Source organism: Siphonobacter sp. SORGH_AS_0500, assembly GCF_031453245.1.
Taxonomy (GTDB): Bacteria; Bacteroidota; Bacteroidia; order Cytophagales; family Spirosomataceae; genus Siphonobacter.
Map to the genome: position 1 here is coordinate 3,738,950 of NZ_JAVIYT010000001.1, position 14,285 is coordinate 3,753,234.

Sequence of the window (14,285 nt, forward strand, 5' to 3'; positions counted from 1 at the left end):
ATCCTGAAATGGTTTTCCAAATACTTGCTAGAATTTCGCGTTAATACCGAAGATAATCTGGCGTGTAGAAGGCGTCTGGCTTTCAGAAATGCTGTCTACTGTTTCGTTGTCAATACCTTTGTATTTCGAACGATATTCAGAGAAAATAAAAGGCTGCTGAGCTGCCAGATAGACCCGCAGACTGGTCATGCCCACTCGTTTTGCTACATTTTCTGGTACGTTGTACCCCAGATTGATGTTCCGTACTTTCAGGAAAGTACCGCTGAAGTAACGCAGCGTGCTGGAATAGATCGGCGTTTCCTGATTCTGGTTTGGACGCGGAAAATCGTTCGTTGGGTTATTGGGAGTCCAGTAATTGATGTTCAGGTTATTATAACGTCCCGCCAGCGTATTGAAAGTCTGGTGGAACCCGCTGGTAATGGTACTGCCGACGCGAGCATACAGGAAAAAGGATAAGTCCAGTCCTTTAAAGCTAAAACGGTTGGTCATCCCGGCAGTGAATTTAGGAATCTGCGAACCAATAATCATCCGGTCATGGTCGGCATCAATTTTACCATCGCCGTTGATATCCAGCAGTTTTACCTCTCCTACATTCTGTCCATATCGCTTGGCTTCATCACTTTCGCTGGTTTGCCAGATTCCTATCTTTTTGTAATCATAAATGGCAGTAATCGGCTGACCGATGAAACGAGCGTTGCCGATGTCGTCTACTTTTCCGTTGAAGAGTTCACGAATCTGCTCTTTGTTTTTCGTAAACTGAAGATCCGTACTCCAGCGGAAACCATTAGATGCGTCTATGTTAATGGTAGAAAGGGTAATTTCCAGCCCCTGATTGCGAGTTTTACCAACGTTACGTAGTACGCTTCCGTACCCACTCGTATAAGGCAATTGGTCATTGAGCAACAAATCACGGGTATCCGCCTGATAGACTTCCAGCGAACCCGCCAGTCTGCCCCGGAAGAAGCTATAATCCAACCCGATATTAGCGGTTGAAGTCGTTTCCCAGCGTAAGTTAGGATTTCCAATCGAGTTAGGACGGTAACCATAGGCCGCCGTTGTGTTCCAGGCATAAACGGTACGTGAAAGTAGCGTCTGTGTCTGATAGGGGTCAATAGCAGTATTACCAATCGAACCCCAGCTAGCCCGCAATTTCAGTTGATCGAGCCAGCTTACTCCTTTCAGGAAGTCTTCATTACTGATATTCCAGCCCGCTGCTACTGAAGGAAAGAAACCATATTTATTATTGCGACCAAAACGCGAAGAACCATCGTAACGGCCCGTTAAAGTCAGTAGATATTTCTCATTATAGTCGTAATTAAAGCGAGCCATGAAGGATTGTAAAGTCCACTGAGTCAATCCCGTAGCAACGCTATTGATGGTTTGAGCCTGGCCTAAGCTGTAGAACTCCTGAGTTGCCGCAGGAATACCATTCACACTGATTCGAGCCGTTTCATAATTGTCCCGCTGAATCGAGTGCAGAGCCGTAATATTCAGGTTATGAATTTCACGAAATTTCTTGGTATACGTCAGGATATTCTCAATGGTATAGTTGAAGCCCTGCGAGTAATCCGTCATACCCCGGGGATCACCACCGCGACGGTCGTTCGTAAACGTTCCCCAAAATCGTCCAAAACGGCGATTCGTAAAATCAGGTCCGAAGTTCAGGCGATACTTCAAACCGTCTGTGATATTCCATTCGCCATACAAGCTATTGAAAACCCGGATGGTTTTGGTTTCGGCAATATTCGCACCGGGTACTACTTCAGCCGCAGGATTGGATTGAAGTCCATCCGAGGTAGGCAGGAAAATCAGGTTACCGTTATCATCATAAGGCTTACCCAGCGGATTTTCACGCAGCGTTAACCCTAAGGGGTTAAAACCATTCCCACCGCCTGGATAGAAAGTATCTCCGCCATTATTAACACTATAAACAGCGAAGGTTGACGTACCTACTTTTACACGTTTACCAATTTGGTGATCCAGGTTAACCCGAAAGCTATAACGAGTAAAGTCCTGAGTCTTAATGATTCCCTTATCCTGAAAGAAGTTACCCGAAATAGAAAACTGAGTTTTCTCACTACCCCCCTGAACCCCTATCTGATGGCTTTGAATATGTCCCGTACGATAGATGTATGACTGGTAATCCGTTGAACGACCAGTAGCGATGCCATCCAACTCAACGGCTTCGAAGATCTTACTATCCGCATTAGGATCGGCATCATCATAACGACCCACCGCTCGGCGTGATTCCCGTTTGTATTCCGCAAACTGAGCCCCGTTCATGACTTCAATACGGCCGAGAGCTTTTGAAACGCCATAATATCCGTCATAGCTTACAATCGTTTTACCCGTAGTTCCACGACGAGTCGTGACAATGACTACCCCATTGGCTCCTCTTGAACCATAGATGGCCGTGGCCGAAGCATCTTTTAAAACCTCCATGGACTGAATGTCATTGGGGTTAATATCATCAATTCCTCCTGCTAATGGAATTCCATCTACTACATACAGGGGATCATTAGAAGCATTGATAGAGCGACGTCCGCGAATCCTGACGGTAACACCAGAACCTGGCTTACTCCCAGCCTGAACTACATCCACCCCGGCAGCTCGGCCCTGCAAGGCCTGACGGGCGTTGGTAATTGGTAACTCCGCAATTTCTTTGGAACTTACGGATGAAATGGCCCCTGTTAACTGACTCTTCTTCTGGGTACCATAACCTACGACGACGACTTCCGTTAAGGCAGACGTGCTGGAAGGGATCACTAATTCTAGATAATTCTGATTTCCTACGGGGAATTCAAGGGTCTGATACCCCACTGACGACACTACCAGAATAGTGTTTTCAGGAACGCTTAATGAGAACTTCCCCTCGGCATTGGTAACCGCCCCGCGTGTCGTTCCTTTTACTGCTACACTGGCTCCAGGAATGGGCTGCTGGTCGTCTCCAGTGACTCGTCCGTTAATGAGACGATCCTGAGCGAAAGCACTCCAACCAAGCCCCAAAAAGAAAAGACTTAGTAATAAGTTTCTCATAGATGTAATGGTTTTGTTCAAGTTTTTCGTAGAATAAGTCAGTATCAAATACAGGACCTGAACCAAACACCTTTACCCCTATTAATTTTGAATAATTTCAAGAAATAATTTTAGCAAATCGGATGTATCATAAATTATTTATCTGAATAATTAAATAAATAAGATTTAACGGTCAGAGTCTTCCTTTTGACAGGAACGAGCATCCGTGCGTTTATCTATTACTTTGTTCGAGATAACCGTTGGAAGAATTAGTTTATACCGAGCTCTGCCATTCAGAGCGAAGGACCTTATTTGTGTTTGGAGAATAGTTAGAGCAAAAGGAATTTACGTCCATTACCGAACGCGTTTCTATTCCAAATAAGGCCTTTATGTAGTTAGGATAGTAAGCGAGGTGATAGTCAAGGGCTGCCAGCGAAAAAGCTGGCAGCAATAACGCCCTTCCCTCCTGTCATCCAGAGCGAAGCGAAGGACCTTACTTAGGATTGAATAACACTTTCTAGCTAGCAGTTCATTCAAATCAGCTTCCACCCGCAGTCGCTGGACTCTAGCCGAACAACTACGGGTGTAGGTATGAAGCGTTAGACGAATGATGCCAGCCTTTTCGCTGGCATCGGTTGGGCTGAAGTAGTTGGGGTTACCTCTGCTATCTGTATCTGTCCTCCAGAGCGAAGGAACTTATGTATCTCTCGAGGTTCTGTAAGCTTGATTAGAGAACGCAATCCCAAGCACCAGAAAGTATGGGCTTTTTGTATTTGTTGTCTCTGTGTATTACGCTTTCATTAATCGGACGATGGCAATTTCACATAATAGGAAAACCAAAGCCGTTATGATAAAATACTTCCAAAGGTCTTTTCCTACGTGCTGCTCTTTGTAGGCCGTAGCTACATCAGCCCGATTCACATTATCAAAAACCTGAACATTGCGGTTACCTTTAAACAAATCCCGAAGCTCCTGTGGGGAGTACACCTGCATGTTTGATTCTTTATCATCATGGTTGAATGCCAATAACTGGGTTACTTTTCCATTCAATATTAGTTCATAGTACCCTGATTCAAGGGGCTGACCATTGGTAAGCTGTTCTGCTTTGGGTAACTCGAAAGTTAATTGATTACCATTCATCCGCTGAATAGGGATCAGCTCCAACTTATCCTTTCGGAGTTTAAATACGGCATTTTTCGGCGAGCCTGGGGCATCAATCTGAATGTCAGGACTTTCAAAGGAATACGCAATAGGCTCCTGACGCACACTCAGCGAAGCTATTTTGTAAAGAATAGGCAGGAATAAAGCATGCTGGGCAAAATCACCTAAGCTTGGATCAAGCGATGAAGCCATGAGGTAAACTCTCCCCTGCCCAGCTTTGGAAGAAGTCAGGAAGGGTTCGCCAGATTTAAAATTCAGAAGCTTCTCCCCAACCATTCGCCAACTCCAGACGGACGAAGCCGCTGGCATGATTAACTGTTCCTTCTGCGTGGTTTCGTCAAAAATATCACTGAAAAATGGATTTTGTCTCGAAGGTTCAGCCAGAATGGTGGGTGTCGAGGGTTCGCCCTGCACACTACTGATATTCTGAATCCCCAAAGCAGTTAACCAGGAGGCATCGCTAACCCGTGCCGGAGGAATGACTAACAGGCTTCCTCCTTTATCAACAAAACGTTGTAATTCCGCCCTTAAACTTCCCTCCACTCGCTCTACTCCTTCGAGTACAATCAGGTTAGCCGACTGGAAAGTGCCAATGTCAACATTGTTCACGGAGAAGCTTTGTTCACGGAACAAGCTGTCATTGGAGAAAACGTTCTGTACGTAGTCTTTTGTTTTCTGGCCATAAACGTGCAGAACGTCGATACGCGGAGCTGCGTTGAGAACGAAGTAATAATCGTTGTCAAAAGTGACCGGAGAATCTTCGAAAGTTATCCGCCCTTTCTTGAATCCTTTCCCGCGAACGGTAAAGTTAAACGCTGTCTGCACGTAATTCTCCGCTGGAATCGATACGATCTGTGAGGCCACCTGTTTATCGTCCAGTAATAACTTCACACTCAGATTTTCCACTGGATTTGTCCCTGAATTTCGTAACCGAACGGTTACTACATTCGACTGCATTTCACGGATAAAAGGCGTATTCAGCCAAAGCGTATCGACAAAAACGTTTTGCGTTGTTGTTCCCTGAACGGGCACTAGAAAAAGCTGCGTGCTGGAATCTGGTTTAATTTTCTGTAAATCGCCAACGGTAGATTTCTGAAAATCGGATAACCAGAATAGTTGATTTTTGCCAGCACTATGAGCTGAAGCTAACTGCTGTTGTCGACGGTAAATGCTTTCCAACGAACGGGCGGACGGCGAAAAATCGACAGTAGCCAACCGATCCCGAATTTTCTGACTTCCCTGTAAAGCGTGCTCCTGGGCTCCAAAATCATTCGTAACCAGTTGCAGCGTTGGGGCATTAGGAAAGGAATTCAATAATTCTTCGATTTTGCTAACGCCCACATCCAGCAAACGGCGGTTGTCCACCAGATTTTGCATGGATAAGGAATTATCCAGATAAATACTGGTAATACCATCGCGACTAACACCCATGCTTTTGCTGGCCGGAATAAAGGGCTGGGCAAAGGCCAGAGCCAAGCACACCAGAGCCCCTATACGAGCCGCCATAATCAGCCAGTGTTTCAACCGACGGAAGCTACTGGTAGTCGTATTAACCTGTTTGAGAAAGCTAACATTGGTAAAATAAACCCGTTTGATTCGCCGGAAATTAAACAAGTGAATCAAAACCGGAATGGCAGCGGCCAGAAGCCCCCATAGAAAGGCAGGATAGAGGAACTGCATGAATTTCTTACAGGCGAATGATGAAACGTGGATGAGCTAGGTGCCGCAAACTCGCTATAATTCCTAAATAAACGAAAATCTACCTTATAAACGAAAAAAGAGCCTTTTAGTTGATCGGTTGTGGGTTAATAGTTGCTTGTTAGTGATTATCCTTCTCCAGTGAGCACATAAGCCGTTATTAATTCTGGTGTATAACAAAGAAGCCTTCATCCAAAACTGAATGAAGGCTTCTTTCTATGGATATTCGCTACTACTTATCAACTTATAACCAGCAACGATTAACTCAACTTATAACTTACGTTTTACTTCCTGTAACTCGAAGCATTCGATAGTGTCGCCTACTTCCAGATCGTTGAAGTTCTTGATGCTCAGACCGCATTCGTAACCGAATTTCACTTCGGCAACATCGTCTTTGAAACGCTTCAGGGCCTGAATCTCTCCTTCGTGGATCACGATAAAGTCGCGGATCACGCGGATTTTGTTGTTCCGTTTCACCGTACCTTCGGTTACATAGCAACCCGCAACGGTACCCACTTTCGAAATCCTGAACACTTCGCGGATGTCGATGTTGGCCGTAACCACTTCCTGGAATTCGGGTTCCAGCAGACCTTCCATGGCTTTCTTGATGTCCTCGATTGCCTGGTAGATGATGGAGTAATTCCGAATCTCGATTTGCTCCTGTTCGGCCAGACGGCGAGCGTTGAGCGAAGGACGAACCTGGAAGGCTACTACTACGGCATCCCCGGCAGATGCTAACATTACGTCGGATTCAGTTACCTGACCTACGCCCTTATGGATAATGTTAACATTAACCTCAGCCGTCGAGAGTTTAAGCAGCGAATCGGAAAGTGCTTCCACAGAACCATCCACGTCCCCTTTAACGATGACGTTAAGCTCTTTGAAGTTTCCAATGGCTTTCCGGCGACCAATTTCTTCGAGTGTAATGTGCTTACGGGTACGGAGTGACTGTTCACGCAGTAATTGCTCACGTTTGTTAGCAATTTCACGGGCGTCACGCTCCGTTTCCATCATATTCACTTTATCCCCAGCCGTAGGAGCACCACTCAGACCTAACACCTGTACGGGCGTTGAGGGGCCAACTGATTTTACGCGTTGACCTTTGTCGTCAAACATGGCTTTCACCTTACCAAAGAAAGGTCCAGCCAGCATTACGTCACCCACACTCATCGTACCATTTTGTACCAGAATGTTTGCTACATAACCGCGACCTTTATCCAGCGAAGCTTCTACGACAGTACCCACTCCACGTTTGTTGGGGTTTGCTTTCAGATCAAGTAACTCGGCTTCGAGCAATACTTTTTCCAGCAATTCGTCGATACCTAAACCACTTTTCGAAGAGATCTCCTGCGTTTGGTAACGTCCACCCCATTCTTCAACCAGGATATTCATTTGAGAAAGTCCTTCGCGGATTTTCTCTGTATTAGCACCGGGCTTATCTACTTTCGAGAACGCAAATACCATCGGTACACCCGCATTCTGGGCGTGGTTAATAGCCTCGCGAGTTTGAGGCATCACGCTGTCGTCCGCTGCAATAACGATAATGGCTACGTCCGTTAACTTGGCTCCCCGAGCACGCATAGCGGTAAAGGCTTCGTGACCAGGTGTATCAAGGAAAGCGATTTCGCGACCGTCGTTCGTTTTTACTTTATAAGAACCAATGTGCTGCGTGATACCACCGGCCTCACCCGAAGCAACTTTCGTTTTACGGATGTAATCAAGTAAGGAGGTTTTACCGTGGTCAACGTGACCCATGATTGTAACAACCGGAGCACGGGGCACTAAGCTTTCTGGAGCATCCTCTTCTTCGATCAGAGCAGATTCCACTTCTTCTTCAGCAGAGATGAATTGAACATCAAATCCAAATTCATCCGCGATGATCGCGATTGCCTCTGCATCCAGACGCTGGTTGATCGATACGAACATACCCATGTTCATACAGGTCTGGATAATGTCGTTGATGGAAACATCCATTAACGAAGCAAGATCGCTGGCCGATACGAACTCGGTTACCTTGAGGATTTTTTCTTGTTCCAGTTCGTGCTGTTCGGCTTCCTCCCGACGACGGGCCCGATCCTGGCGACGCTCCCGACGACGGTCTGCACCAAAGTTTTGCTTCTTGGCACCACCACCGCCCATCTGGGCCATCGTATTTTTTACATTGTCACGTACTTCCGTTTTCGAAGGCTCATCGCGACGGTTACCACCTCGGTTGTTATTATTCCGATTGTTATTGTTGCGATTGTTGTTGTTGTTATTACCTCCGCCCTGGTTGTTATTCTGAGACTGGTTGTTGTTCGCATTCGTGTTGTTATGATTGCGATCCTGTCCCTGATTTCTTTCCTGGTTATTGGAATTCTGATTCCCCTGATTTCCGCCCTGACGATTTTGGTTATTATTCTGACGGTTATTAGGTTCGTTATTGTTCGCGTTGTTAGCATTACCATTAGAACGGGCCTGATTACGGTCCTGCTCTACGGGCTTAATACGCTTGCGTTTCTTTTTCTCATTGTTTGAGTTACCACCCCGATTATCACGGTTATTATTGCCGCGGTTATCGTTCTTCGAGGGTAATTCAATTTTGCCCAGTACGGTCAACCCTTTCAATCGATCGGCTTTCGCTTCGATCAGTTCAGGGGGCGTAGCTGAAGGTGTTTCTGTCTTCACTTCCGGTTTTGGCTCTGGCTTTGGTTCTTGTTTCTGTTCATGCCTTGGCTTCTGGAAGTTCTTCTGCTGGTCAGCGGGACGATTGGCCTGCTGTGGTTGCTTCGAAGGTTCTTCTTTCGGCTGAGGCGTTTGAGCTTTTATTTCAGGCTCCTGCTTCGGAGCGGCCGCAACGGGTGCGGGCTCTACCACAGTAGCCACCGGGGGAGTCGCTACGACAGTAGGTTCTGGTTTAGGTTCGGCAACAGGCTCTGCCTTCACTTCGGGCTTCGCGGGTTGAGCCGGTACTTCTACTTTGGGTTCCACTTTCGCTTCTACCACTGGAGGAGTCACTACGGGCTGAGGAGCTACGGGCTTTTCAGCTACCGGCTCGGCCTTCGGTGCTTCCACCACAGGGGCTGCTGCTTTCACAGGTTCAGCGACGGGTGGCTCTACTTTGGGAGTCTCCACTTTGGGTGCTTCTGCAACGGGAGCTTTAGGAGCTTCCTGAACGGGCACGATGGGCTTACCAGTAGTTAGGTCGATTTTTCCAAGTACTTTTAATCCCTGCAAGCGACTCTCGTCTTTCGCAGGTTCAGTCTTTTCTTCTACTGCTTTTACTTCAGCAGGAGCTGCTGCCTCTTCTGATTTCTGACGGAAATACAGAGGCAGGTCGTCGTCACCTTTCGGACGGGCCGTCGCGGCGGGTTCGGAAGGTTTAGGCCCTTCTTTCACAAGATCAGGGGCACTGAATTCTTTCGCTAATACCTGCAACTGTTCGCCAGTTAGCTTGGTATTCGGGTTACTGTCAATTTTAAATCCTTTGGCCGAAAGTCGATCCACAATGGTTCCCATGCCCACGTTGATCTTTCGTGCCGCCACATTTAAACGCATTGTTTGGATCTCTTCTGCCATGTTGGATGCTTTACTGTCTGAATTCGTCAAAACGAGTGGTTTATAATGTACGAGTTTAGGGTGTTTGTAGAATTAGATATGATGCATAACGGTCTTTGTTCTTGGGTTACGCACCATATCCCCTGGTTCGTAACCTAATAAACCTGCGTTTGCATTAATCGAATTCCTGACTCAAGATCTCCAGTACGTCATCTACGGTTTCTTCCTCCAATTCAGTCCGGCGAACCAGATCTTCCTTGCCCATAGCAAGAACACTCTTGGCTGTATCCAGACCGACGCGGTGTAGTTCGTCGAGTACCCACTGTTCGATTTCGTCGGAGAACTCATTGAGTTCAACGTCATCGTCATCTACCGGCCCTTCGGTTTCCCGGAAGACGTCGATTTCCATTCCGACTAATTTACCTGCTAATTTAATGTTCTGACCGCCTTTTCCGATGGCCAGTGAAATCTGATCGGGCTTCAACCAGGCTGATACCCGCTTGTCGTCCTTGTTAATACTCATGCGGCTGATTTTCGCAGGACTCAGGGCACGGGCAATCAATAACTCAATATTATCTGTGAAGTTAATCACGTCAATATTTTCGTTGTTCATTTCCCGGACAATCGTGTGAATCCGGCTACCTTTCATACCTACGCAGGCACCTACGGGATCAATCCGATCATCGTACGATTCTACGGCTACTTTGGCTCGTTCACCGGGCTCGCGTACTACTTTGCGAACCATAATCAGGCCATCCGTAACTTCAGGAATCTCCTGCTCAAACAAACGTTCCAGAAAAACGGGTGAAGTCCGTGAAAGCGAAATTTTAGGTGTACCATTGTTCATTTCCACCTTGTGAATAACGGCTTTCGTTGAATCACCTTTCTTGAAGCGGTCACGGGGAATCTGCTGGTCGCGGGGTAAGCTTAATTCATTGCCCTGCGAGTCCAGACAAATAATCTCACGACCCAGCACCTGGTATACCTCAACCGTTAACAGTTCACCTACCTGATCTTTGTAACGATAATAGAGCAATTCCTTCTCCATATCCTTTACTTTCTGAATCAGCGTCTGACGAGCCGTCTGCACGATCCGGCGACCAAAGTCTTCCAGCTTCACTTCTTCCACTACCTCTTCGCCAACCTCGAAATCCTTCTCGATTTTCTTGGCGTCCGCCAGTGGAATTTTATCGTAATCCCAAATATCTTCAGAATCATCATCCACGATTTCCCGCGTCCGGAACATTTCCAAATCGCCGTTGTCAGGGTTAATGATTACGTCAAAGTTCTCATCAGTACCGAATTTCTTACGAATCATCGTCCGGAAGACATCTTCCAGAATTTTGATCATCGTCGGACGGTCAATGTTCTTCTCTCTCGCAAAATCGGCGAAGGAAGAGATCAGTTCTGCACTGTTCATCGGTTCGTCATAGTTTTTGTTGGTTTCCAGTCACGAAGCCTTGGTTCATTCCTACCTAACTTCATTAGACTTGCCCAGCTGGCGAAATGCCCACTTAAGGATTATTTAAATGATACCAGCACTTGAGCTTTCTTTATCTCGACATACGGAATAACGAGCGTTACGGCTGGTTCTTTCTTGGTCCCATCCGTGGTAATCGAAATGTCTGAATCACTTACGATATTCAGCAAGCCGATTTTCTCACTTCCGTCTTTGAACTGAACACGAAGTTTCCGGCCGATATTCCGTTGGTATTGGCGAGTTTGGGTCAGTGGAAAATCAACACCAGGAGAGGATACTTCTAATGTATAAGCATTTTCAATTAAATTCAGTTCCTCAATCTGATGCCCTAATTCACGACTCAAAGCGGCACATTCATCAATGCTGATGCCTGCGTCGCTATCTACCAAAATGGTTATTTTTGACTTGATACGAGACTCACTCACCTGCACATCTACCAGATAATAACTTTCGTCTGGTAATAAGGCCGCAGCCAGCTCTGTAATTTTTTCTTTCAGATTCATACCACATCAGCAGTAGGCGGCTTTCAGGATACGTTTACCCTTCGGCTAAACCTGTTATTTTCAACGAAAAACTCGTATAAACAAAGAAGAGGAGTGATAGGCCCCTCTTCTTTCCGTTGAAATCTAATGCAAATTAACACTTTTTTCTTATCATAAGCAATATTATATTCGTTTTCTATCGAGAGTTTTAAGTTTATCGCCCATTTTTACACGCACTCCAAACAACCTTCATTGTATTTGAAAAAGAGTTCCATGACTTCCCGAAATCATACCGGTGGATTTTTCACCTCTCTTTTTTCTTTGATTACCTATGCTCTCTGTCTTTACCTGATCATTGGGTACACCTTGGGTTATACGCTCTGGTGGACGCACTGGATCACTGGCTTTTTATTATTAGTTCTGCCTTGGGTAATGATGTTGCTGGCTTTACTGACAGTCTTCTGGTTTTTCAGAAATGTTCGAAAGGCCTGGATTCCCCTGATTTTCCTTCTGGCCGGTTGGCCGTTCTGGCTTCGCACCATTGGTTTCCACACCAGTCATCAGCCCGGGGATCTTTCTCATTCCCTACGAGTTTCTACGTTTAATACCACAGCCTTTGGAGTCAGTGAATACATGGAGAATAAGGATATTCGCCCTTTACACTCCATGCTAAACTGGCTTAAATCTTCAAATGCAGATATCTTATGCTTGCAGGAATACTATAGCTGGGATTATTCGTATTTACCTGACGAATTTAAATTGAATGACCAGCTTCGGACAAGGGGTTATCGGTATAAAGTGATCTTTAAAGAATTGAATTGGTATAGCGGCGATCTTCGGAAAAGCGACCAGGGGTTTTTAGGGCCCGTTTTGTTTTCAAAATATCCCATTGTTAATCAGAGTTACCACGTTTTTGAGAATGCTGGCGGGCATAATGGATTCGTTATGGCGGACATTAAAAAAGATTCGGATACCATTCGGGTTATTAGTATTCATCTCTACTCGATGGGCGTTCGGGTAGGAAATGTAGCTCGGGCCAAAAATTCCAAGGTTGCCAAAGCAGAAACCAGGTCCATTCTACATAAGCTTAAAGAGGGATTCATTGCTCATAATTCTGAGATTGAAGAAGTCCTTAAAATAGTTAAAAACAGTCCTTATCCCGTTATTCTTTGTGGAGATTACAACGAAGTACCTACGGGAATTGCCTACGGAAAAACCCGTCGTTACCTGAAAAACAGTTTTGAAGAGGCTGGCCGCGGATTTGGCTTTACCCTTAATCGTAGCCCCTGGTTTATTCGAATCGATAATCAGTTTCATAGCAATCACTTTAAAGTCTTGAGTCACAAGGTTCGCCGAGATATTAAAGGCTCCGATCACTTTCCGGTTGAGGTAGAATATGCCTATTGATAGTAGATTAATAAAACAAAAGTCCACTGCATAGGAAGGTGCAGTGGACTTTTGTTTTATTAATCATACTGAAAAGACACTCAGCTTCCCTTCTTTACCAGTTTATATTCGATGTTTGGGTAACCGCGTTCGCCGCCGTCCGTTGAAGTATAATTCACGAATTTCAGCTTGTAAACGTTACCCGAAGCGTCTTTCACTACGTAGAAACGATCCGTTTTTACGCCTGCTGCCGCTCCTCCAGGCCCCGCTGACGTACGCCAGTTGCTACCAATGACGTTACGTTCTTTCTTGAAAGAAGAGCTGGCAATATTAGCTTCTGCATAGGCATCGTAGCTAACTGTACTGGTCAGCACTTCAGCTGCCTCTACGCCCGCCAGATAGTTAATCTGAACGAAATCTGAGTAGGTATAAGGAATCGTCTCGGTAGCCTTATACGTCGTTAAGCTCCAAACCAGATCCCAGTTTGCTTTCGTGGGTTCTACAGAAACCGCTTTGGCCTGTGCGAAAGACATGTAGCTAAAATTCAGGTTTGAATCTTTGGTAATATCCAGCGTTTTGAACGTCGTTTCTGTGATACGAGCATATTGCACGGTATAACCTGTCCCTTTGCGAAGCACTCGAATTTTATACCAGGGTTTCTGCGTCGTTCCAGCGTTACCAGGGTTCACGATATATACCGGATTTTCGGCATCCGTAGCGGACACGGCTTTGATGACCGTTTTACTCAGATCACCGTCGATGTTATCTACCAAATCAAACGTGCCCTGCCCCGTTCCTAAAATTAATACGCTGGCTAGAGCGGTAGTATCGGCGGCGGTTACCTGCGTTAAATCGGTTTTGGTTAGTGCTTTCGCGGTAGCTCCAGTCGTAGCATTCAGAATTACGCGGAAGTCCGTTCCGTTGTAAAACCCTAAATCCCAACTATTGCGAGCTACAGCCGTCTGGCTATTCGAGCTAAAATCAACGAATACCGAGTTAACCGCACTGGCTCCCCCTGCTCCACCGTTCAGTTTCAGAGCTGAACCGCTGGAAATGATGGAAGAGAACTTCAGTTTTTGCGTAGCGGTAGCACCATTTACGACCGAGTTATTCGCCGATTTAATGGTGAAATCAATCGTTTCTGAACCCGTCAGGAAAATGTTCGCTACTTTCGTAACCTTGATCGAAGCTGTTTTACTGTTCGCTGGAACCGTTACGGTAATCGAGTTATTGGTTGCTGCCGGGGCCGTCGTGAAATGCGTGCCATAGGTAACACCCGTTGGGGTTAGGTCCACCACTACATTGGTAGCCGCCGTTACGGCACGATCCAGATTTAAATGAACCGTAACGGAAGAAGAATCTGAAGAAAAACCTTTTTCAGCCGATTCAAACTGAACGGTGTTATCGGGCAGCGGAGGTTCGTCGGTTTTACAGGCCGGAATCAATGCTGCCATGCTTACTACGAATAATAGAGATAAAAACTGCTTCTTCATGAGCTTCATTGGGTTTTAAATAGGAGGAATTTT

The 14,285-nt window shown here is 45.9% G+C and carries 7 protein-coding genes; 1 reads left to right on the forward strand and 6 read right to left on the reverse strand.

What is annotated here, in order from left to right; all coding sequences use genetic code 11:
- Positions 1-27 precede the first annotated feature (27 nt).
- From QE357_RS15995 to rimP, 5 genes are all read right to left on the reverse strand, one after another.
- Positions 28-3,036, reverse strand: a complete 3,009-nt coding sequence (locus QE357_RS15995) for a TonB-dependent receptor (RefSeq protein ID WP_106635360.1) — start codon at positions 3,034-3,036, stop codon at positions 28-30.
- 768 nt (positions 3,037-3,804) lie between these two features.
- On the reverse strand, positions 3,805-5,856 hold the full coding sequence (locus QE357_RS16000; RefSeq protein WP_309709501.1) for a BatA domain-containing protein: 2,052 nt from the start codon (positions 5,854-5,856) through the stop codon (positions 3,805-3,807).
- 288 nt (positions 5,857-6,144) lie between these two features.
- Positions 6,145-9,411 (reverse strand): translation initiation factor IF-2, encoded by a 3,267-nt coding sequence (gene infB / locus QE357_RS16005; RefSeq protein WP_309709505.1) that lies wholly within the window; start codon positions 9,409-9,411, stop codon positions 6,145-6,147.
- Between the two features lie 175 nt (positions 9,412-9,586).
- Positions 9,587-10,831, reverse strand: a complete 1,245-nt coding sequence (gene nusA, locus QE357_RS16010; protein ID WP_106635309.1) for a transcription termination factor NusA — start codon at positions 10,829-10,831, stop codon at positions 9,587-9,589.
- 101 nt (positions 10,832-10,932) lie between these two features.
- The gene (gene rimP, locus QE357_RS16015; protein WP_309709509.1) at positions 10,933-11,394 is read right to left on the reverse strand and encodes a ribosome maturation factor RimP; all 462 of its coding nucleotides are present in this window, start codon (positions 11,392-11,394) and stop codon (positions 10,933-10,935) included.
- Positions 11,395-11,631: 237 nt separating this feature from the next.
- Here rimP and QE357_RS16020 point away from each other — a divergent pair, with 237 nt between their 5' ends.
- Positions 11,632-12,780, forward strand: a complete 1,149-nt coding sequence (locus QE357_RS16020; RefSeq protein WP_309709513.1) for an endonuclease/exonuclease/phosphatase family protein — start codon at positions 11,632-11,634, stop codon at positions 12,778-12,780.
- 80 nt (positions 12,781-12,860) lie between these two features.
- Here QE357_RS16020 and QE357_RS16025 read toward each other — a convergent pair whose 3' ends face one another.
- Positions 12,861-14,252 (reverse strand): HmuY family protein, encoded by a 1,392-nt coding sequence (locus QE357_RS16025; protein WP_309709516.1) that lies wholly within the window; start codon positions 14,250-14,252, stop codon positions 12,861-12,863.
- Positions 14,253-14,285: the final 33 nt, after the last annotated feature.